This is a genomic window from Sandaracinus amylolyticus, assembly GCF_000737325.1.
GTDB lineage: Bacteria > Myxococcota_A > Polyangia > Polyangiales > Sandaracinaceae > Sandaracinus > Sandaracinus amylolyticus.
Map to the genome: position 1 here is coordinate 9063367 of NZ_CP011125.1, position 20804 is coordinate 9084170.

Sequence of the window (20804 nt, forward strand, 5' to 3'; positions counted from 1 at the left end):
GATCAGCCCTTGCCCTTGACCTTCGCGATGATTCCGTCCGCGACGTTGTTCGGCACCGCGGCGTAGTGCGAGAAGGTCATCGTGTAGCTCGCGCGACCCTGCGTCTTGCTGCGCAGATCCGTCGAGTAACCGAACATGTTCGCGAGCGGCACGTCGGCGGTGACGACCTTCATGTTGCCGCGCTGGTCCATGTTCTTGACCTGGCCGCGGCGCGAGTTGAGGTCGCCGATGACGTCGCCCATGAAGTCCTCGGGACAGACCACCTCGACTGCCATCATCGGCTCGAGGAGGTTGAGGCCCGAACGCTTCGCGGCTTCCTGGAAGGCCATCGAGCCGGCGATCTCGAACGCGTTCGCGTTCGAGTCGACGTCGTGATAGCTGCCGTCGACGAGGCGCGCCTTCACGTCGATCACGGGATAGCCCGCGAGCACGCCGCGCGTCATCGCGTCCTTGATGCCCTTCTCGACCGGCGGGATGAACTCCTTCGGCACCACGCCGCCGACGATCCCGTTCTCGAACACGAAGCCGCTGCCCGGCTCACCCGGCTCGAGGTCGATGTAGACGTGGCCGTACTGGCCGCGACCACCCGACTGCTTGACGTACTTGCCCTCGATCTTCTTGACGGGCTTCTGGATCGACTCGCGGTACGCGACTTCGGGCGCACCGACGTTCGACTCGACCTTGTGCTCGCGCTTGAGCCGGTCGACCATGATCTCGAGGTGCAGCTCGCCCTGGCCGGCGATGATCGTCTGGCCGGTCTCCGCGTTCGTGTACGCGCGGAACGAGGGGTCCTCCGCGATCAGCTTGCCGAGCGCCTCGCCGAGCTTCGTCTGATCGGCCTTCGTCTTCGGCTCGATCGCCTGCGAGATGACCGGCTCCGGGAAGATCATCCGCTCGAGGATGATCGGGTGCTTCTCGTCGCAGAGCGTGTCACCCGTGCGGACGTCCTTGAGGCCGACGGCCGCGCAGATGTTGCCCGCCTGGATGTCCTTGATCTCCTCGCGCTTGTTCGCGTGCATGCGGAGGAGACGACCGATGCGCTCGCGCTTGCCCTTCGTGCTGTTGAGCACCGACGCGCCGCTCTCGAGCGTGCCCGAGTAGACGCGGATGAAGGTCAGCTGACCGACGAACGGGTCGTTGATGATCTTGAACGCGAGGCCGGCGAAGGGCTCGTTGTCGTCCGCCTTGCGCGAGAGCTTCTTCTCCGCGTCGTCGACGTCCTCGCCCTGCACGGGCGGGATGTCGAGGGGCGACGGGAGGAAGTCGACGACCGCGTTGAGCAGGAGCTGGACGCCCTTGTTCTTGAAGGCCGACCCGCAGATGACGGGCACGCACTTGAACGCGAGGGTGCCAGTCCGGAGCGCGCTCAAGATCTCGTCGACGCTGAAGCTCGTGTCGCCCTCGAGGTAGCGCTCCATGAGCTTGTCATCGAGCTCGGCGACCGCCTCGAGCAGACGCTCGCGCGTCTTGTTCGCCTGGTCCTGGTACTCCGCCGGGATCTCGACGACGTCGTACTTCGAGCCCTTCGCGTCGTCGTGGAAGACGAACGCCTTCATGCGGACGATGTCGAGGATGCCGCGGTGGTTCTCCTCGGTGCCGAGGGGCAGCTGCACCGCGATCGCGTTCGCGCCGAGGCGCTCCTTGATCGACAGGAACGAGCGGTCGAAGTTCGCGCCCGCGCGGTCCATCTTGTTGATGAAGCAGATGCGCGGAACACGCCAACGGTCGGCCTGACGCCACACCGTCTCGGACTGCGGCTCGACGCCGGCGACGCCGTCGAACACCGTCACCGCGCCATCGAGCACGCGCAGCGAGCGCTCGACTTCGATCGTGAAGTCGACGTGGCCGGGGGTGTCGATGATGTTCACGCGGAACTGCTGGCCGTTGAACAGGCCCAGCTCCGGACGCCAAAAGCAGGTCGTCGCCGCGGAGGTGATCGTGATTCCACGCTCCTGCTCCTGCTCCATGTAGTCCATGGTCGCAGCGCCGTCGTGGACTTCGCCGATCTTGTAGTTGACGCCCGTGTAGAAGAGGATGCGCTCGGTCGTCGTGGTCTTGCCGGCATCGATGTGCGCCATGATGCCGATGTTGCGCGTTCTCTCGAGCGGGTACTCGCGGGGCACGGTCGTTCTCCGAGGCGGGGTGTTTCTTCGGGAGTGGGATTCGAATCGGTATCGAGGCCTGGATAGACGAAAACCCCCTCTGGCCTTTCGTGCTCTCCCTCGGAGCACCCTTTTCCAGAGAGGGTTCCAGTCAGCGCGCTTGCTGTCTCTTCGAGACAGTCTTTGTCAGCGGCTCACTGGCCTATGTGGCGGTCGTCATCGTCTCGAATCGACTCCTGCAATCAGGATCGAAGGAAGGGCCGTCCGTATGAACGGAATCAGCGCGGGAGTCGAGACTCCCGCGCTGCGTGATCTCACCAGCGGTAGTGCGCGAACGCCTTGTTCGCGTCGGCCATCTTGTGCACGTCCTCGCGCTTCTTGACCGCGTTGCCACGGCCCTCGGACGCTTCCTTCAGCTCGGCCGCGAGGCGCTCGACCATCGTCTTCTCGCCGCGATCGCGGGCGTAGTCGACGAGCCAGCGCATCGCGAGCGCGACGCGGCGTTCGGGGCGGACCTCGACGGGCACCTGGTAGGTCGCGCCACCGACGCGGCGGCTCTTGACCTCGACCTTCGGCTTCACCGTGTCGATCGCCTTGCGGAAGACCTCGATCGGGTCCTCCTTGTAGCGATTGCCGATCACGTCGAGCGCGCCGTACACGATGTGCTCGGCCGTGCTCTTCTTGCCGTCCTTCATGACGACGTTGCAGAACTTCGCGATCATCCGATCGTGGAACTTCGGATCGGGAAGGATCTTGCGCTTGGGGACTTCGCGACGGCGCGGCATGGTGGGCTCCTACCTGCTCACTTCTTGGCGCGCTTGACGCCGTACTTCGAACGACCCTGCGTGCGGATCGCCTTGTTCGTGTTCGACGGGCCCGACGCGCCCGACGCGTCGAGCGCGCCACGGACGACGTGGTAGCGCACGCCGGGGAGATCCTTCACGCGGCCACCGCGGATGAGCACGACCGAGTGCTCCTGCAGGTTGTGGCCCTCACCCGGGATGTACGTCGTGACCTCGATGCCGTTCGAGAGGCGCACGCGGGCGACCTTGCGGAGCGCCGAGTTCGGCTTCTTCGGCGTGGTCGTGTACACGCGGGTGCAGACGCCGCGCTTCTGCGGGCACTCCTGGAGCGCGGGGGACGCCGTCTTGTGGCGCACCTTCTCGCGACCCTTACGAACGAGCTGGTTGATGGTCGGCATCGATACTCGGAAGGTCGGTCGATCGGGGAGACTCTTCGCGGCGGTCAGTCCGCGAATCGGCGAACTTGGCTCCGCGTGCAGCGTCCGCTTCCTGGAAGGAGAGCCGACGAGCGCTCGAAGCACCTCTGCTCGAGAGCTCCTGCGCGCGAAAATCGGGCGCAAAGAGCCATCCCTGGCAGCGGGAGGCCGGAACTTTACCGGCGGCCCTCGGCCTGTCAAGGAACATCACGCGAAAACGGATCACGCGCGATCCCCGACAGGCCGTTTCAGAACGAGAATGACAGCGAGAGCCCGCCGATCCCCAGCCCGATGTGGAGGTCGGAGACGGTGGGACCCGCTTCCTGGATCGGACCGGTGTCCGTGTCCAGATCCTCGCGGAGCTCCTCGGGCGCGCGGCGGCGCTCGGTGACGACACGGGTCGGGACGAAGCGGATCTGGGCCTCGACGATCCCGGCGATGGCGAACGCCGCGAGCGCGCCGAGGCCCGCCCAGTGGATCCCGAACGCGATCTCGAGGAGGCGATTGCCCTCCTGCACCGCGTCGATGTCGCCGACCGTCTGGGCACGCGCGACCTGCGAGGAGAGCTCCTGGTGCCAGATGAGCGCGCCGATCGCGACGCCGGCGAACGCGGTCTCGGAGAGGAGGAACGTCCAGCCGAGCGGGTCGTCGCCGTTCTGGAACTGGCCGATGCCGAACGGGACGAGCGCGAGCCAGCGCGAGTTCGGGAGCTCGAGACGGATCTCTTCCTCGGCGAACGAGAGGAGACGTCGCGCTCGCTCGCGCTCACGCGCCGCGCGCGCTTCGACGGCGGCACGGGCCTCGGCCTCGCGGCGCTCGAGCTCGAGGCGCTCGCGGACCGACGCGAAGAGCTCTTGGACCTCGAGCGGAAAGAGCAGCGGGTCGAGCACGTACGTCGGTTGCTCGCGCAGCAGGCGCTCGAACTGCTCGCGCGCGGCCTCGCGACGCCCGACGAACACGTACGCGGCGCCGAGGTATTTGCGCGCTTCGGCGACGAGCGCGGCGCTCGAGAGGCGCGGCACGTCGCCGCCGACGAGCTGCTCGAAGTAGAAGACCGCGCGAGAGAAGTCGCGCTGCTCGTACGCCTGGCGCGCGATCTCGAAGTCCTCGATGTCGCCGGCGCGCGCGCGCGCTGGAGCGAGCACGGCGAGCACCGCGACGAGCAGCACGCCGAGGACGAGCGCGCCTGCGCGTTCCTCGACGCGTGTGCACATCAGCGCGGCGGCTCCTCGGCCTCCAGCGTCACGCGCTCGATGCGATCCGTGCCCGCGGAGAGAGCCACGCGCCCTCTATACTCGCGGTGCCCCTCGGCTGTCACGGTGTACTCGAGCTCGGCGCGGCGCGACGCGCTCGTGATCGGGACCTCGATGAGCCCGTTGGCCCGGCCGCGCGCCACCCCGTCGCCGACCACGACGTCGGCGGCGACGTTCGTGTAGACGACGAGCAGCGCGGGACGGCTCTCGAGCGTGCGACGGAGCAGGTAGCTGCCTTCGCCCGCAGGGATCGTCTCGTCGAAGCTCGCGGTCTCGCAGCAGCTCTCGATCGACTCGACGAAGAAGTGATGGCGCCCCGGCGTGAGCTCGATGTTCTGGAAGCGCGGGCCGTACGGCTCGGGCGTGCGGCCATCGACGCCGATGCGGACGCTGACCGGGTTGAACGCGAACACGACGTGGCGCGGCGGCGCGCCGGGGTCGGGATCGGGATCGCTGCGGCGCGGTGTGGTCGCGATGCGCGTGCGGCCGGCGTCGGGCTCGGCGGCGATGGGAGCGCCGGCGTCGGGCTCGGCGAGCGCGACCACGCTCGTGCTCGTCGTCGTGGCATCGGGCGGCGCGGAGACGATCGATCCCGCGTCCTGCGGATCGGCCGCGGTGATCGGCACCTCGATCGTGCCGGCGCGCGCGTCTTGATCGCCGACCATCATCCAGCCGCCGAGCGATGCGAGCGCGAGCGCGCCGATCGTCGCGCCGGCGATCGCGAGCGTGCGCGTGCGGCGGCGCGCGCGGCCCACGCTCTCGACGAGCGCGAGCACTTCCGCGTTCCCGTTGTCGAGCGCGAGCACGCGACCGAACTGATCGAGCGCGGCGGGCACGTCGCCCGCGTCGCGCGCCTTCTTGCCGAGCGCGGTGCACGCGACGATCGTGCGCTGCGTGATCTCGTGCGCGATGCGCGTGGGGTCGCCGAGGTACTCGGCGAGCGTCGCGGCCGGATCGTCGATGCCGACGTCGGCGACGAATGCGCGCAGATCGCGCTCGAGATCGGCCGCGGTCGCGTAACGCGCCGCGGGATCGTGGGCGAGCGCGCGCACGATGATCGCGCGCAGCTTGCCGCCGATCGCCGGCTGGACGCGCAGCGGATCGGCGTAGTCGCCGTCGACGATGCGCTTGAGGACCTGGTGCGGGTTGCGCCCGATGAACGGCAGCTTCCCGCACGCGAGGAAGTAGAGGACCGTGCCGAGCGAGAAGACGTCGGTGCGCGCGTCGCAGTCGCGCCCTTCGATCTGCTCGGGCGACATGTGACCGGGCGAGCCGAGGATCTGGCCGGTCGCGGTCATCGTGTGCGAGTCGACCATGTCGGCGATGCCGAAGTCGGTCAGCTTCACGCACCGCGCTTCGTGGATCAGGATGTTCTCGGGCTTCACGTCGCGGTGGACGATGCCCTTCTCGTGCGCGGCCGAGAGCGCGCGGCACATCTCGATCGCGAAGCACGCGGCGATTTCCGCGGGGATGCTCGGGTGGTCGTCGGCGAACTTGCGGAGCGTCGGGCCCGTGAGGAGCTCGGTCGCGATGAACGACTCCTCGGAGTCTTCACCGGAGTAGTCGTAGATCTCGAGGACGCAGGGGTGGCGCAGGCGCGCAACACCCTGGGCCTCGCGGCGGAACCGGGCGCGCGCTTCCTTCGAGCCGCGCAGGTGCGGGTGCATGACCTTCAGCGCGACCAGGCGATCGAGCTTCGAATCGCGGGCGCGGAAGACCGTGGCCATCCCACCGTGGCCGATCTCCTCGAGGATTTCGTACTTTTCGAGCGTCCGGAGCATGGGCGCGCGCCACTCGAGACACGACGAATCTAAGTGGGCCCGCCAGGACAGCGAGAAGTCTGGCGGAGGATACGGTGCCTCGCTCGGTGGAGACAACTCGGACCGGGGCGGACCCTTGGGTCGTCCGGACGGGCTCGTTAGTTCAAGGGGTCGAGCTCGCGGGGCCAACAAAGCGCCATCGAGCGGAGCTCTTCGCCCTCGTCGTCGACGCCGCCGATGATCGCGACGATGCCGTCGGCGAAGAGCGCGGCGCCGGCGCGAGCGCGGGCGGTGGGCAGACCATCGGCGAGCTCCTCGATCGAGACGGCGTCGCCCACGCGCTTCACGATCTCGACCGTGGCCTGGGCGGTGCCGTCGGCCGCCTCGCCGCCGAGCAGCCACACGCCGCCGACGGTCTCGGCGGTCGCGGGGCGGAGTCGCGGGAAGGCCCAGGGCGTGCCGACGCTGACGCGGCACGCGTCGGGGCAGCCGGTGACGACGAGCGTATCGTCGCGGACCGTCGTGCCGTCGGCCGCGAGACCGCCGAGCAGAACGCCGACGCGACGCTGCGGCGCGACGAGCACCGCGCCTTCGCGCACCTCGGTCGGACTGCCCTCGAGCGCGACCCCGTCGCTGCGCAGGCGCGCGACCTCGAAGAGCGGCTCGCCCTCGGCCTGGCCTCCCGCGATGACGAGCACGCCGCCGACGGTGGTGGCGACGGGGTTGCGGCGCGGCGTCGCGAGCTCGGTGATGTCGATGCTCTCGTCGAGCGGATCGATCCACGAGATCTCGCGCACGGGATCGCCGCGGCCGTCGACGCCACCGACGATCGCCACGCCTTCCGCCCCGAGATCGACCACCGCGGACTCGCCGCCCGAGCCATCGTGCGTGGGCAGCATGCGCGCGCCGGCGCCGCTCCGGAGGTTGGTGTCGAAGCGCGCGACGTAGTCGACGGTCGCGTACACGACGCGCGAGACGCTGAAGCGCGACGCGCGCGTGGCCTGCATCGGTCGAGGCAGGACGGGGAACGGATTGCGGTCGTCGGGCGGGATCGCGTTCTCGTAGGTCAGGACTGGGTTGGCGATCGGGACGAGGCGATCGGTCGACGTGCCGCGCGTGGTGCCGCCGACGATCAGCAGGTTTCCGTCGAACGCGACGAGCGCCGGATCGGTGCGGCCCGTCGTGAGCTGGGGCTCGTCGAGATCTTGGCAGCTGAGCTCCCGGCCCATCACGACGCGCACGAACGGCACGTCGGAGAGCAGGAACGAGGGCACCGCACCGACGAGCTCGCACTCCTGGAGGTCCATCGTCATCTGGATGCGCGTGACCGCGGTGTACGTCGCGATCTCGAGCGGAACGTCGAAGTTGCCGCTCGCATCGACCGCCGCGGACGCGACGAACGTCGCCATTCCGCCGCCCTGATCGACGACGAGCTCCAGCGTCCCCGGGCCGCATCCGAGCGCGGGGTTCGCGGCGATCGGATCGACGACGTGCACCGGGATGTTGCTCGCGGGCGAGGGCTCGTCGCATCCCGTGATCCACGCGCCGAGCAGCGCGACACAAGCGAAGAGACGACGCATCGTGCGCGCCTTTACTTCGCGAGTGCCCCGAGTCAAGGAGCCCGCCGTGCGCGCGCGGGAGATCGACGGACGAATCGACGCAGCAGCGCTCGCGGCGGGATGGCGCGGACGCGGGCTCGCGTGGCTCGACGGCGACGGGAGCTCCGCGCAGGGCCGCTGGTCGTTCGTCGGGTGCGAGCCGGTCGAAGTGCGCTCGGTGCGATGGGGCGACGCTGCGCCCTACGACGTGCTGCGCGGGCTCTCGGTGCGCGGCTCCGGCGATTGCGAGATCGATCCGGCGGACGTGCCCGCGTGGATCGGGCTCGTCGCGTACGACGCGTGCTGGAGCTCGGGCTCGGGGCTGCGCCACGCGCCTCGGCTGGCGCGCTCGGGCGATGCGCCGGTCGCGTCGTTCGCGCGCTACGACGCGCTGATCGCGATCGACGCGCAGCGCGGGCGTGCGTGGATCGTCGGCGACGACGAAGCCGCGATCGATCGGCTCGCATCGCGCATCGACGAGCGCGCGTCGGCGCCACGCGCGCGCGTCTCGCGTCCGATCGGCGAGCCGGCGGAGGTGCATCGCGCCGCGATCGAGCGCGCGCTCGAGCACATCGCGGCGGGCGAGATCTACCAGGTGAACCTCGCGCGGCGCTGGAGCGCGACGATCGAGGGCGACGCGATCGCGCTCTTCCTCGCGATGCGCGCCGCGAGCCCGGTGCCCTTCGGGGCGTACCTCGAGCTCGGCGCGGATCGCGCGATCCTCGCGCGCACGATGGAGCGCTTCCTCCGCTGGGACGCGCGCACCCGCGCGATCGAGACGCGCCCGATCAAAGGCACGATCGCGCGCGCCGGCGATGATCGCGCCGAGGCCGCAACGTTGCGCAGCGACGCGAAGGAGCGCGCCGAGCACGCGATGATCGTCGATCTCATGCGCAACGACCTCGGGCGCATCGCGGAGGTCGGCACGGTGCACGTCGAGCGCGTGATGGACGTCGAGCCCTACGTCGGGCTCTCGCACCTGGTGTCGACGGTGCGGGCGACGACGCGCGAGGACGTCGACCTCCGCGCGATCCTGGAGGCCACGTTCCCGCCGGGCAGCATCAGCGGCACGCCCAAGCTGCGCGCGATCGAGATCATCGAGGCGCTCGAGCGGTTCCCGCGTGGTGCGTACTGCGGCGCGATCGGTCACGTGGATCGCGCGGGCGGGCTCTCGCTGGCGGTCGCGATCCGCACAGCGACGGTCGCGCGTGGTGAGCTCGAGTACTTCGCGGGCGGCGGGCTCGTCGAGGCGAGCGTCCCGGAACGCGAGGTCGCGGAGACCGAGCTCAAGGCGCGCGTGCTCCTGGACGCAGTTCGTGCATTGGAGGAGGAGGCCGTCGGGGCTCGTGCTACAACGACCGACGATCCGTTCCGGCGTCGTCTAAGGGCAGGACAGCGGACTTTGGATCCGTGAATGCTGGTTCGAATCCAGCCGCCGGAATCGCTCGCCCCCATCGCATGATCCCCGCTCGCCGCGTGGTCGATCCCCGCCGCATGATGCTCGCGCTCACCATCGGCGCGACGGCGGGCGTGATCGTGGGCGCGCTCGGCGGGTCGATCGCGGACGGGCTCGTCGGGCGCGCCGCGGAGAGCGCGACGAGCGCGAGCCGTCTGCTCGCGGGAATCGCGGCGTTCGCGGCGGGCGGCGCGTATCTGCTGGGCGCCGCGGGCCATCGGCGCGCCGCGATCCTGCTCGCGTCGGGCGCGTCGATCGGGGTCGCGACGTGGCTCGTGGTGGTCGCGTCGCGCGCGCCGGTGCGCGCGGCGCTCACGTTGCTGGAGTCGGATCGCGCAGGGCTCGAGGTCGTCGAGGTCGAGGGACGCTCGTGGGTCGCGCATCGCACGCTCGGGTTCCGGTTGCCTCAGCCGAGCGTCGCGCTCGCGCCCGCCGAGGACATCGTGCGCGAGACGAGCGACCGCGCCGGGCCGGGCTGGCGTGACGTGCACCAGCTCTGGGCGTTCGAGTCGAGCGATCGCGCGGTCACGGTGACGCTCGATCTCACGCGCGCCGACGACGTGTCGCTCGACGCGCTCGATGCGCGCGCTCGCGCGGCGGCGGGCCCGCTGCGGGCGCAGGGGATCGAGGTCGAGGCCCAGGACGCGCGCAGCGAAGGAGCGCGGTGTGGCTCGGCGCGGTTCGGCGCGGCGCTCGAGCATGGTGGACGCGTCGAAGCACGCGTGCTCGCGTTCGAGGCGCCGACGTCGCACCGCGCGTTCCATCTGGTGGCGACGATCGTCGGGCCCGCGGGCGCCGACGCGCGCGAGTACCTCGACGAGATCGTCGTCCCGTGCGGGCGGTCCGCATCCGAGTAGATTGTACGGTTCCTGTGCGGGCAGAAGTTCTGCTCGCGTGAGGACTGGAATTCACTCGATGTGGCTCGCGATCGCGCTCGGGATCGCGTGGGGTGGATGCGCGACGCAGCGACCCGAGAGGGGAACGCTCGACGCGTTGCAGGTGACGGCGAGAGAGATCCGCGCCGGGCGCGCGGTCGCGTCGCTGCCCGCGCTGGACGCGTTGATCGGCGCGTCACGAAGCGCGCTGGTGTCGGCGCTCGGGGCGCCGCGCGACTGCCGCTTCCCGCTCGAGCAGCCGTGCCGCGCGATCGGCGAGACGGTGTGGACGCTCGGCGGCGCGCAGCACGAGGACGCGCACGCGCCGGTGCTGGTCGTTCGTCTCGACGACGCTCGGCGAGTGATCGACGCCGAGTGGCGGCGCGACGGGCACTGATCGTCACGCCGCCGGGCGGCGCAAGTGGAGGAAGGCCTCGACGTTCCCGTCGGGCCCCGCGAGCTGCGAGTCGCAGCGACCGATCACCTCGAGCCCGAGCGCGCGCGCTTCGGCCTCGACCTTCTCGATCGCCGCGATGCGCGCAGCGGCGTCGCGCACGACGCCCTTGTGGAGGTCGCGCCGATCGACCTCGAACTGCGGCTTCACCATCGCGAGGATCGAGCCGCCGTCGCGTAGCACCTCGCGCGCGGCGGGGAGCAGCTTGCCGAGCCCGATGAACGACGCGTCGATCACGACGAGATCGATCGCGTCCCCGAGCTCGCCCGCGCGCAGATGGCGCGCGTTCGTGCGCTCGCGGACGATCACCCGCGGATCGTTGCGGAGCTTCGGGTGGAGCTGGCCCCACCCCACGTCGATCGCGTGCACGCGCGCGGCCCCACGCGTGAGCAGGCAGTCGGTGAAGCCGCCGGTCGACGCGCCGAAGTCCGCGCACACCAGGCCGCGCGGCTCGACGTGGAGCGCGTCGAGCGCGCCCTCGAGCTTCACGCCGCCGCGCGACACGTAGGGATGATCGGCGCCGCGGACCTCGAGCGGCGCGTCGACCGCGAGCGCATCGCCCGCCTTCTCGACCCGCCGTTCGCCCGAGTAGACGATGCCCGCGAGCACGAGCGCGCGAGCCCGCTCCCGACTGGGCGCGAGCCCGCGCTCGACGAGCATCACGTCGACGCGCTGCTTCCGGATCGACACGCTCGCTCAGTCGTGGCCGCGCGCCGCGAGAGCGCGCGGACACCTCGCATCAGAACGCTCGGCATCAGAACGGGATGTCGTCGCCGCCGAAGTCGTCGGGCGGAAGATCGTCGGGCGGTGCGTCGTGCCCGCCGCCGCCTCCGCCACCACCGCCGCCGCCGCGGCCACCACCGCCGCCGCCGTAGCCACCGCCGCCGCGACCGCCGCCGCCGTAGCCGCCACCACCACCGCCGCCGTAGCCGCCACCACCGCCACCACCGCCGCTGTAGCCGCCGCCACCGCCGCCGTAGCCGCCCTCGCCGCCCTCACCGCGCTGCCCGCCGCCGAGCAGGAGGATCTGCGTCGCGACGATCTCGGTCGTGCTGCGCTTGCCGCCGTCCTTGTCCTCCCAGTTGCGCGTCTGGAGGCGCCCCTCGACGTAGATCGTCCGGCCCTTGTGCAGGATCTTGTTGAGGGCCTCGGCGCGGTTCCCCCACACGATGACCGTGTGCCACTCGGTCCGCTCCTGGCGCTCGCCGGCCTTGTTGCCGTAGCGCTCGGTGGTCGCGAGCCGCAGACGCAGGACGGCCTGCCCCCCTTGCGTGTACTTCAGCTCGGGATCCAGCCCGAGATTGCCGATCAACAGAACCTTGTTCAGGCCTTCCGATGCCATCTTCCGCTCACTCTCTCATTCAGGCCGGCACCCTCGCCGACCGGGCCTCTCTGTGGGGTACGACGCTCGCGCTGCTACGACGCGCGCTGCTCCTGGTGCAGCAGCACCGCGAGCTCACGGACGATCGCGTCGTGACGCGACTGACGATACTGCGGGCCGATCTCGCCGCGCTCGAGCTCGCGCTCGAGCTGCGCCGCTTCCTCGAGCAGCTCCTGCTTGCGCCGCTCGCGGCTCTCCTTCGCGACGCGCTCCGGTGAGCCTCCGCGCGCCGCGCCGTACGCGCCGCCGAGCGCGATGAGCACCGCGGCCGCGACCGCGATCCATCGCAGCGGGCCCGGCCCCGGGATGTTCGTGAAGCGCAGCGTGAACGACTCGAAGGGCGCATCGCCCGGCCGACGCTGCACCTCGGTGCCGAACAGCGGGCGCCCCGAGTCCTCGAACGACTGCACCTCCGGCAGGCCGTCGGCCTCGAGCTCCATGCCCGGCGGGGCGTCGGTGATGACGCGATAGATGTACGTGCGGAACGGCACCGGGAACTCGACCGCCATGTCGCGCCCGGTGATCGGAAGGTCGTACGCCCACGTGAGCGTCACGCGCCCGGGCGGGAGCGAGCCCTGGATGCGCATGCCGTAGTCCGCGACCTGCTCGACGCGCTGGTCGGTCATGACCGGCTGCGTCTGGAACGCCATGAAGCCCTCGGGCAGGCGCACGCGCAGGCCGCCCTCGGGGAAGACGTAGGTCTGCGGCGTCTGGCTCATGTTCGCGAGCTGCGCCTGCTGGATGACGTGCAGGCGCTCGTCGCGGACCTCGACGAACGTCTGGCCGATCAGCTGCAGCACGGTGCGATCGTCGTGCGTGACCGGCAGGCGGACGACGCGCACGTCGTAGCCGCGATCGGTCGGGAGCTGGAACGGGGTGCTGCTGTACGTCGCACCCTCGAAGGGCACGTTCACGCGATAGGCCTGCGAGGTGCCCGTCGGCAGATCGTCCCAGCGATGCGTGCCGTCGGCCGCGGTGAGCGCGGAGACGCGGTTGCGATCACCGCCCTGCTGCATGGTGCCGAGGAGCACGGTCGCGCCCTCGATGGGCCGGCCGTCGACGTCGCTCACGATCACACGCACCGTGCCCGGCGGGACGGCGGCGGACGGAGTCGCGGTCGCGACCGGCGGCGCGTCGAACGGGGTGCGCGAGCCGGCGCCACCACCGTGGCCCGCGGCGACGGGCGGATGACCGGGCATCGTCTCGCCCGAGCCGCCTGCACCGTGCGCGGGCTCTTCCTGGGCGAGCACCGGGCTCGTGATCGCGAGGACCAGCAGCGCGAGCAGCGTGCGCTTCATTCGCCGCGCTCCGTGCTCTCGGGCTTCGGCTCGTCGGTCGTCTCGGCGGCGCTCACGAGCGCGGGCTTCTCCTCGTCCTTCTTCGTGCGCGCGTACTTCTCGAGCATCTCCTGGAGGAGCGTGACGACCTTCGCGCGCTGCTCGTCGGTGAGATCCTCGGGGAGCTCGCCCACGCCGACGACGCGTCCCGCGCGGATCGACTCGATGAGCTCGTCGAACGACGTGCTGCTCGTCTCGACCTCGCGCGGCGGCTCGGCTGCGCTCGCCTCGATGGTGCGGGCGACCTTCTTCGCCTTCGTGGTCGGGCGCGCCGCGGCTTCAGGGCTCGCGACGTGCTGCGCGATCAGCTTCTCGGCCTGCTCGTAGAGCGGCTTCACGTCGCGATCGAGCTGCACCAGCACCTGCTTGGCGCGTGCACGGTACGCGGCATCGAGCCGCTGGTAGTCGGCGTCGCTCGTCTTGCCGACGGCGTGCTCGTACTCGAGGTCCTTGATCGCGCGAAGCAGCGCGTTCTTCTCTTCGACCAGCGCCGCGTGATCCGGGAGATCGCGCGCGGTGTCGATCACGAGCGCGCGACCGCCGCCGAACGCGACCCGCAGGCTGCTCCAGATCGCGGCGAGCGCGGCGATCAGCGCGGCCGACGAGAGCGCGAAGAAGAGCGCGGGGAACGAGATCATCGTCACGGCTCCTCGAAGCGGCGCAGCTCGTCCTCGAGCTTCGCGTCGTACTCCGCTCCGGTCGCGCCCGCGGGCGCCTCCGTCGCTGCGACACCGCCGCGGCCGCGCCAGCGACGACCGATCACGAAGAGCCCACCGAGCGCCGCGAGGATGATCGCGACCGGCACCGCCCAGAGCGCGCGATCGAGCCCACTGTCGCTCGGCACCGCGATCGCACGCGCGCCGAAGCGCTCGCGATAGTCCGCCTGGATCTGCACGATCGTCGCGCCTGCCGCGAGCTGCTGCCGCAGCTCGCTGCGCATGTTCTCGGCCCAGCTGCAGCCGCACGTCGAGAGCGGGAGACGCTGGCAGCCGCCGCACTCGCAGAGCACGCGCTCGAAGAGCTGACGTTCCGTGGGATCGTGGATCTCGACCGTCCCTCCGTGCGCGTGCAGCGTGCTCGAGCTGTCGGCCTGTGCGTGCGCGTGGCCGGGCACCAGCAGCGCCGCACCGCCGAGCGTCGCCGCGAGCAGCATCGCCGCGGTCGCGGCGGCGGCGCGCGGAGCACGCGAGCGCTCCTCGCTCTCGCCGAGGATCTCCTTGACCGACGGGAAGGCCGCGACGAAGACCCCGAGCAGCAGGATCGCGCCGCCGAACCAGATCCACCACACGAAGGGCCGCACGATCACGCGCAGCGTCGCGCGCGACGTCTCGGGGTCGATGGTGCTGAGGATCACGTACATGTCCTCGAGCGGCGTGGTGCGGATCGCCACCTCGCTCGTCGGCATCTCGGGGTGCGAGCGATAGACGAACTTGCCCGGCGCGAGCGTCGCGAGCTCGCGACCGCTCGAGTCGAGCGCGGTCACGTCGCCGAACACCATGCGCTTGTTGAGGTCGACCTCTTCGCGCCAGCCGTCGTAGCGGAACGTGTACCCGCGCACTTCCATCGTGCCGCCCGGGCGCAGCGCGGCCTCGCGCTCGACGTCGTACGCCGCGCCGGTGAACCCGACGTACGCGAGCACGATCCCGAGGTGCACGAGGTAGCCGCCGTATCGCCGCCGCGCGCGCGCGACGAGCTGCACGAGCGCGACCGGCGCGCTCTCCTTCGCGTTGCGCATGCGCATCGCGGTGCCGCGCGCGAACTCCTGCACGATCGCGACGAGCACCCACGTCGCGAGCGTCGTCGCGACGAGCGGCGAGACCGCGCCGATCTGCGCGAGCGCGTCGCCCGTCGCCGTCTCGTAGATCGAGGAGCTGTCGACGAGCGGCGGGAAGCCGAGCGCGCTGCCCGCGACGATGTGCACGAGCATCACGAGCAGCGAGAACGCGGTGGGCCACATGAAGGCCTGCACCAGGTTCTTGCCGGTCGCCTTGCGCCACGCGATCAGCGGACCGACGCCCATCAGGAAGAGCAGCATCAGCCCGAGCGGGACCATCCAGCGGTTGTAGTAGGCGGGCCCGACCGTGACGGTCTGATCGCGCAGCTGCTCGCTGATCAGCGGGAACGTCGTCGCGATCAGCACGAACAACAGCATCCCGGTGAGGATCCAGTTGTTCAGCACGAACGCGAACTCGCGCGAGAGGAGCGACTCGATCGCGCCACCGACGCGTCCGCGCAGCGTCGGCCTCGCGAGCGCGATGCGCGCCTTCTCGATCGCCCAGCAGTACGCGAGCACCGTCGGCGCGATCGCGACCACGAACGCGGCGAGCGCCCAGTACTGCGAGAAGATCCCGATCAGCACCGCGAGGACCGCGCCCACCGCGGTGCCCACGAGGAAGTCGTCGCGCGTCAGATACCGCGAGCGCAGCTCCGGCAGTCGCCACCCGATCAGCGTGACGATGAAGAGCCCGAGCGCGGCCATGTACCAGACGAAGTAGATGCCGATCTCGCTGCGCGCGAAGCTGTGCACGCTCGCGATGAGACCCGAGCGCGTGAGGAACGTGCCGAAGATCGTGAAGAAGAACGTCCCCATCAGCAGCGAGACGTTCCAGACCTTCAGCATCCCGCGGCGCTCCTGGATCATCACGGAGTGCAGGTACGCGGTGCCGAGCAGCCACGGCATGAACGACGCGTTCTCGACGGGATCCCAGGCCCAATAGCCGCCCCAGCCGAGCTCCTCGTAGCTCCAGAACATGCCGAGCAGGTTGCCGAGCGAGAGGAACGCGAACGCGAGGAGCACCCAGCGGCGCGCCATCAGGATCCACTCGTCGCCGACGCGCCCGGTCATGAGCGCGGCGACGACGATGCCGAACGGAACGGCCCACCCGGTGAGGCCCATGTAGAGGGCCGGCGGGTGGATGGCCATCCAGTAGTTCTGGAGCAGCGGGTTGAGCCCCTCGCCGTCCGCCGGGGCCGGCCCGTACGTCGTCGCGAACGGGTTCGCCGCGAAGAGCATGAGGATCGCGAAGAACGCGAAGATGCTCGCGAGCGTCGCGTAGACCCACGGCTGCAGCTCGAGGTAGCGCCGCTTCACCCACGCCGTGAACGCGAGCGAGTACCCGCCGAGCAGGAACGACCACCAGAGCAGCGAGCCGTCCTGGCCGCCCCACAGCGCCGTCCACAGATAGCCCGCAGACATCGAGCGATCGCTGTATCGCGCGACGTAGCGGATCCGGAAGTCGTGCGCCTGGAAGGCGTACGCGAGCAGGAACACCGCGGCGGCGACGAACGCGATGGTCGCGAACATGCCGAAGCGCGAGGCCTGCACGAGCTGCGGGCGCCCTCGCGCGGCCGCGAGCGAGATCGCGAACGTGTAGGAAGACGCGATCAGGATCGCGCACACCAGCACGTTGCCGAGCAACGGAACGTCGACGGGCGGCATGGGTCCGGCGAGCCTAGAGCCCCAGGCACCCTGGGGCAATCAGAGCCGCCGAATCACTCGGTGGGGCCAGGCGCGCCGTTCTCGATCCACGCGCGCACGATCGCCGCGTCGGCGGTCGGCATCGTCACGCCCTGCGGCATCAGCTGACCGAAGTCGCCGGGCGACGTGCCCCGACACGACGTGCCGGGATCGAACGTCCAGCCGTCCTCGGGCGTGAAGTCGATGTCCGGCCCGTCGTGCGGCCCCGCCATCTTCACGTAGAGCCAGCTGTTCTCGGGATCGTTCGGCTCCACGAGGTCCATCGCGTCGTACTGGCAGGCAGGCTGGTTCACGAGGATCTCGTCGTACGACTGGCCCGCGCGCTCGGCGGCCTCGAAGTTCAGCCCGCCCGCGCCGTCCCCCGCACCGCCGTGACACGAGGCGAACGAGCACGCGCGATCGAAGATCGGCGCGACGCTCTCGTAGGTCCCCGAGGGCAGCATCGGCGCGTCCATCTGGACCCTCGCGTCGACCGGCGGCGAGCCGCCGTCGGTGCCGGGCGTGGCGTCGTCGTCACCGCCGCATCCGGCGAGCATCAGGAGCACGATCAGGATCGAAGAGCGTCGAGCGAAGCGCATGGCCGCGGAGCATAAACGAAGAGGCCCGATGCGCGCGCGCATCGGGCCTCTTCCGTGACCTCGATCGGCGATCAGTTCGTCTCTTCGAACTCCGCGTCGATCACGTCGCCTTCCTTCTTCTTGCCGCCCTTCGCGCCACCCGCCTCGGGGCCCGCGCCGCCCGCGCCCGGCGCACCACCCGGCGCGCCCGCGCCGCCGTACGCCGCCTGCGCGAGCTCGGCCATCGCCTTCTCGAGATCCTCGGTGCCCGTCTTGATCGCGTCGTGGTCTTCCTTCTCGACCGCGCTGCGCAGCGTCTTCACCTTGGCCTCGATGCCCGCGATCTTGTCCGCCGGCAGCTTGTCCTTCACGTCGCCGAGGGCCTTCTCCACCGCGTAGCAGAGCTGGTCGGCCTTGTTGCGCGCCTCGATCTGCTCGCGGCGCTTGGCGTCCTCCTGCTCGTGCGCCTTCGCGTCCTCGACCATGCGGCTGATCTCCTGATCACTCAGGCCGCTGTTCGCGGTGATCGTGATCTTCTGATCCTTGCCGGTGGCCTGATCCTTCGCGGTGACGCTGAGGATGCCGTTCGCGTCGATGTCGAACGTCACCTCGATCTTCGGCACGCCGCGCGGCGCGGGCATGATGCCCTCGAGGTGGAAGCGACCGAGCGTGCGGTTGTACCGCGCCTCGGCGCGCTCGCCCTGGAGCACGTGGATCTCGACCTTGCTCTGGCTGTCCTCGGCCGTCGAGAACACCTCGCTCTTGCGGGTCGGGATCGTCGTGTTGCGCGTGATGAGCGGGGTCATCACGCCGCCGAGCGTCTCGACGCCCAGCGAGAGCGGCGTGACGTCGAGGAGGACCATGTCCTTCACTTCGCCGCTGAGCACGCCGGCCTGCACCGCCGCGCCGATCGCGACGACCTCGTCGGGATTGACGCCCTTGTGCGGCTCCTTGCCGAAGAACTTCTTCACGCGCTCGTGCACGAGCGGGATGCGCGTCGAGCCACCGACCAGCACGACCTCGTCGATGTCGCCCGCGCTCTTGCCGGCGTCGCTGAGCGCCTTCTTCGAGGCGTCGAACGTGCGCTCGACGAGATCCTCGATCATCGACTCGAGCTTCGCCCGAGTCAGCTTGATGTTCATGTGCTTCGGGCCGGTCGCGTCGGCCGTCAGGAACGGCAGATTGATCGTCGTCTCGAGCTTGCTCGAGAGCTCGATCTTCGCCTTCTCCGCGCCGTCCTTGAGGCGCTGCAGGACCATCTTGTCCTTGCTGACGTCGATGCCGGTGTCCTTCTTGAACTCGGCGATCAGGTAATCGATGATCCGGTTGTCGACGTCGTCGCCGCCGAGGTGCGTGTCGCCGTTCGTGCTGATGACCTGCACGACGTTGTCGCCGACCTCGAGGATCGAGATGTCGAACGTGCCACCGCCGAAGTCGTACACGGCGATGACCTCTTCCTTCTTCTTGTCGAGGCCGTACGCGAGCGCCGCCGCGGTGGGCTCGTTGACGATGCGCTTGACCTCCAGGCCCGCGATCTTGCCGGCGTCCTTCGTCGCCTGACGCTGGCTGTCGTTGAAGTACGCGGGGACCGTGATGACCGCCTCGGTCACCGGCTCGCCGAGGTAGTTCTCCGCGGCCTTCTTCAGCTTGCGCAGCACGTGCGCGCTGACCTCGGGCGGCGAGACCTCCTTGCCCGCGACCTTGAACGCGACGTCGCCGTTGGGTCGGCGCACCACGTGGTAGGGGACGCGCTTGGTCTCGTCCTGGATCTCGTCGAACCGGCGCCCGATGAAGCGCTTGGCCGAGTAGAGGGTCCCCTCGGGGTTCGTGATCGACTGGCGCTTGGCGATCTGGCCGACCAGGACCTCGCCCTGGTCGTCCCACGCGACCACGCTCGGAGTGAGGCGGTCGCCCTCCTCGTTGACGATGACCTTGGGCTCCTTGCCCTCCATGATCGCCACGACGGAGTTGGTCGTGCCCAGGTCGATGCCGATGATCCTGCCCATGTTCGTTCTGCTCCGGCCTTTTCGGATGTAGATAGGGCCTCGCGGCGCGATTCCTCGAACAGGAAGGCCCGTGAGCCCGACGACCGCGCGAAGCTAACCACATGACCCAACCGGTCAAGACGGCCGGAATCGCGCTTGCTCTCAGCCCAGCTGGAGTGCTCGCTGGCGGAGGGGCCGCACGAAAGCGTGCGGGGCACGCGGACGGGAGGGCTCTGCGCCGGCGAGCCGATCTGGACACTCTCTCAGGCCCGAGCGCGCCCGATCGCGCCGCTCGCGATCCCGTCGCGGAGGCTCTTCATCTCCGCGGTCTCGGCGAGCACGATGAGGGTCGAGCCCGCATCGAGGCGGTGCTCGGGCGCTGGGTTGTACTCGTAGCGGCCGTCCTCGCTGCGCACCGCGATCACGAGGACCTTCGACTTGCGGCGGATCTCGGTCTGGCGGAGCTCGCACCCGACGATCGCCGAGCCCTCCGGGATCGAGACCTCCTCGATGCGGAGGTTCTTCTTGGGATCGCGGAGCATCAAGTCGAGGAATTCCACGACCTTCGGGCGGATCGCCTCGGACGCGAGGCGCATGCCCCCGATCTGGGTCGGCGAGACCACCGCCTTCGCCCCCGCGCGCATCAGCTTCGCGCGCGCGCTCACCTCGACCGCCTTCGCGACGATGCGGAGCTTCGGGTTGAGCGCGGCCGCCGTGACCGTGACGAAGAGGTTGTCCTTGTCCTCGTGGAGCGCCGCGACGAGGCCGGCGGCGCGCTCGATGCCCGCCGCGTTCAGCGTCTCGTCGTCGCTCGCGTCGCCCACGATGTAGAGGAAGCGGTCGGTGCCGAAGCGCTCGGCGAGCTCGAGCAGGCGCACCTCGTTCGTGTCGATCACGCAGAACGTCTGGTGGGACGAGAGGAACTCCTCGATCACGTGGATGCCCGTCGTGCCCGCGCCGCAGACGATGTAGTGGTCCTTCAGCTGGTTGAGCTTCGACTGCATGCGGTTCCTCCGCAGTGCGCCCTGGAGATCGCCTTCGACGATCAGCGCGGTGAGCGCCGAGATGAAGTAGAGGAGCGTGCCCGAGCCGAGCACGATGAGCCCGATGGTCCAGACGCGCGCGTACGCGACGTTGCCGAAGCCGTCGAGCGTCTCGCCGTACCCGACCGTCGAGAGCGTGATGATCGTGAAGTAGACGCAGTCGCCCCAGCCCCAGCGCTCGTGGCCGATCGCGTGGTAACCGCTGGCGCCGACGATCACGACGACGACGAGCCAGGCGCTCGCGTAGAGCAGACGGCCTCGGAGCACCGCGCTCTGGTCGGACCCGTTCAAGCGAGCGGATGATGC

At 70.0% G+C, this 20804-nt stretch carries 17 protein-coding genes and 1 tRNA gene; 4 read left to right on the top strand and 14 right to left on the bottom strand.

Features of this window, described 5'->3' with window-relative positions:
* Positions 1-2: 2 nt before the first annotated feature.
* The 6 genes from fusA to DB32_RS48805 form a co-directional block, all read right to left on the bottom strand.
* Positions 3-2123 carry an elongation factor G gene (fusA, locus tag DB32_RS38225; protein ID WP_053237592.1) on the bottom strand — a complete coding sequence of 707 codons (2121 nt, stop codon included), beginning with the start codon at positions 2121-2123 and terminating at the stop codon, positions 3-5.
* Positions 2124-2416: 293 nt separating this feature from the next.
* Positions 2417-2887, bottom strand: a complete 471-nt coding sequence (rpsG, locus tag DB32_RS38230) for a 30S ribosomal protein S7 (RefSeq protein WP_053237593.1) — start codon at positions 2885-2887, stop codon at positions 2417-2419.
* 17 nt (positions 2888-2904) lie between these two features.
* Positions 2905-3303 (bottom strand): 30S ribosomal protein S12, encoded by a 399-nt coding sequence (rpsL, locus tag DB32_RS38235; protein ID WP_053237594.1) that lies wholly within the window; start codon positions 3301-3303, stop codon positions 2905-2907.
* Between the two features lie 266 nt (positions 3304-3569).
* On the bottom strand, positions 3570-4535 hold the full coding sequence (locus tag DB32_RS38240) for a tetratricopeptide repeat protein (RefSeq protein WP_053237595.1): 966 nt from the start codon (positions 4533-4535) through the stop codon (positions 3570-3572).
* Positions 4535-6355 carry a serine/threonine-protein kinase gene (locus DB32_RS48800; protein ID WP_053237596.1) on the bottom strand — a complete coding sequence of 607 codons (1821 nt, stop codon included), beginning with the start codon at positions 6353-6355 and terminating at the stop codon, positions 4535-4537. Before DB32_RS48800 ends, DB32_RS38240 begins: the two co-directional genes overlap by 1 nt.
* Before the next feature lie 137 nt (positions 6356-6492).
* On the bottom strand, positions 6493-7914 hold the full coding sequence (locus tag DB32_RS48805) for a Kelch repeat-containing protein (RefSeq protein WP_053237597.1): 1422 nt from the start codon (positions 7912-7914) through the stop codon (positions 6493-6495).
* On the opposite strand from DB32_RS48805, the gene DB32_RS50360 reads away from it, so the two are divergent.
* The 4 genes from DB32_RS50360 (at position 7835) to DB32_RS38275 (ending at position 10660) form a co-directional block, all read left to right on the top strand.
* On the top strand, positions 7835-9346 hold the full coding sequence (locus tag DB32_RS50360) for an anthranilate synthase component I family protein (RefSeq protein ID WP_083458618.1): 1512 nt from the start codon (positions 7835-7837) through the stop codon (positions 9344-9346). The genes DB32_RS48805 and DB32_RS50360 overlap by 80 nt on opposite strands.
* Positions 9303-9373 (top strand) — tRNA-Gln (locus DB32_RS38265). The genes DB32_RS50360 and DB32_RS38265 overlap by 44 nt, the downstream gene beginning before the upstream one ends.
* A gap of 17 nt (positions 9374-9390) precedes the next feature.
* Complete coding sequence (locus DB32_RS38270; protein WP_053237600.1) at positions 9391-10245, top strand: hypothetical protein; 855 nt, start codon at positions 9391-9393, stop codon at positions 10243-10245.
* Positions 10246-10282: 37 nt separating this feature from the next.
* A complete protein-coding gene (locus DB32_RS38275) occupies positions 10283-10660 on the top strand; it encodes a hypothetical protein (RefSeq protein WP_169791692.1) in 378 nt (125 codons plus the stop codon).
* Positions 10661-10663: 3 nt separating this feature from the next.
* Here the strand turns inward: DB32_RS38275 and DB32_RS38280 are convergent, their stop codons facing one another.
* The 8 genes from DB32_RS38280 to DB32_RS38315 form a co-directional block, all read right to left on the bottom strand.
* On the bottom strand, positions 10664-11407 hold the full coding sequence (locus DB32_RS38280; protein WP_157070000.1) for a TlyA family RNA methyltransferase: 744 nt from the start codon (positions 11405-11407) through the stop codon (positions 10664-10666).
* Positions 11408-11471: 64 nt separating this feature from the next.
* Positions 11472-12059 carry a single-stranded DNA-binding protein gene (locus DB32_RS38285; RefSeq protein WP_053237602.1) on the bottom strand — a complete coding sequence of 196 codons (588 nt, stop codon included), beginning with the start codon at positions 12057-12059 and terminating at the stop codon, positions 11472-11474.
* Between the two features lie 74 nt (positions 12060-12133).
* Positions 12134-13396, bottom strand: coding sequence for a carboxypeptidase-like regulatory domain-containing protein (locus DB32_RS38290; protein ID WP_053237603.1), 1263 nt, complete (start codon positions 13394-13396; stop codon positions 12134-12136).
* Positions 13393-14073, bottom strand: a complete 681-nt coding sequence (locus DB32_RS38295; protein WP_157070002.1) for a hypothetical protein — start codon at positions 14071-14073, stop codon at positions 13393-13395. Before DB32_RS38295 ends, DB32_RS38290 begins: the two co-directional genes overlap by 4 nt.
* 2 nt (positions 14074-14075) lie before the next feature.
* A complete protein-coding gene (locus tag DB32_RS38300) occupies positions 14076-16874 on the bottom strand; it encodes a cytochrome c-type biogenesis CcmF C-terminal domain-containing protein (RefSeq protein ID WP_053237605.1) in 2799 nt (932 codons plus the stop codon).
* A 53-nt stretch (positions 16875-16927) separates the two neighbouring features.
* A complete protein-coding gene (locus DB32_RS38305; RefSeq protein WP_053237606.1) occupies positions 16928-17491 on the bottom strand; it encodes a hypothetical protein in 564 nt (187 codons plus the stop codon).
* A gap of 71 nt (positions 17492-17562) precedes the next feature.
* Positions 17563-19476, bottom strand: coding sequence for a molecular chaperone DnaK (gene dnaK / locus DB32_RS38310; RefSeq protein ID WP_053237607.1), 1914 nt, complete (start codon positions 19474-19476; stop codon positions 17563-17565).
* A 242-nt stretch (positions 19477-19718) separates the two neighbouring features.
* A complete protein-coding gene (locus DB32_RS38315; protein ID WP_053237608.1) occupies positions 19719-20789 on the bottom strand; it encodes a potassium channel family protein in 1071 nt (356 codons plus the stop codon).
* Between the last annotated feature and the right edge of the window lie 15 nt (positions 20790-20804).

What these genes read in the sequence shown, in the direction of transcription:
- rpsG (WP_053237593.1), bottom strand. Translation starts at nt 2,887, where the DNA reads ATGCCGCGCCGTCGCGAAGTCCCCAAGCGCAAGATCCTTCCCGATCCG.
- rpsL (WP_053237594.1), bottom strand. Translation starts at nt 3,303, where the DNA reads ATGCCGACCATCAACCAGCTCGTTCGTAAGGGTCGCGAGAAGGTGCGC.
- DB32_RS38240 (WP_053237595.1), bottom strand. Translation starts at nt 4,535, where the DNA reads ATGTGCACACGCGTCGAGGAACGCGCAGGCGCGCTCGTCCTCGGCGTG.
- DB32_RS48800 (WP_053237596.1), bottom strand. Translation starts at nt 6,355, where the DNA reads ATGCTCCGGACGCTCGAAAAGTACGAAATCCTCGAGGAGATCGGCCAC.
- DB32_RS50360 (WP_083458618.1), top strand. Translation starts at nt 7,835, where the DNA reads ATGTTGCTCGCGGGCGAGGGCTCGTCGCATCCCGTGATCCACGCGCCG.
- DB32_RS48805 (WP_053237597.1), bottom strand. Translation starts at nt 7,914, where the DNA reads ATGCGTCGTCTCTTCGCTTGTGTCGCGCTGCTCGGCGCGTGGATCACG.
- DB32_RS38270 (WP_053237600.1), top strand. Translation starts at nt 9,391, where the DNA reads ATGATCCCCGCTCGCCGCGTGGTCGATCCCCGCCGCATGATGCTCGCG.
- DB32_RS38285 (WP_053237602.1), bottom strand. Translation starts at nt 12,059, where the DNA reads ATGGCATCGGAAGGCCTGAACAAGGTTCTGTTGATCGGCAATCTCGGG.
- DB32_RS38290 (WP_053237603.1), bottom strand. Translation starts at nt 13,396, where the DNA reads ATGAAGCGCACGCTGCTCGCGCTGCTGGTCCTCGCGATCACGAGCCCG.
- DB32_RS38295 (WP_157070002.1), bottom strand. Translation starts at nt 14,073, where the DNA reads ATGATCTCGTTCCCCGCGCTCTTCTTCGCGCTCTCGTCGGCCGCGCTG.
- DB32_RS38300 (WP_053237605.1), bottom strand. Translation starts at nt 16,874, where the DNA reads ATGCCGCCCGTCGACGTTCCGTTGCTCGGCAACGTGCTGGTGTGCGCG.
- DB32_RS38305 (WP_053237606.1), bottom strand. Translation starts at nt 17,491, where the DNA reads ATGCGCTTCGCTCGACGCTCTTCGATCCTGATCGTGCTCCTGATGCTC.
- dnaK (WP_053237607.1), bottom strand. Translation starts at nt 19,476, where the DNA reads ATGGGCAGGATCATCGGCATCGACCTGGGCACGACCAACTCCGTCGTG.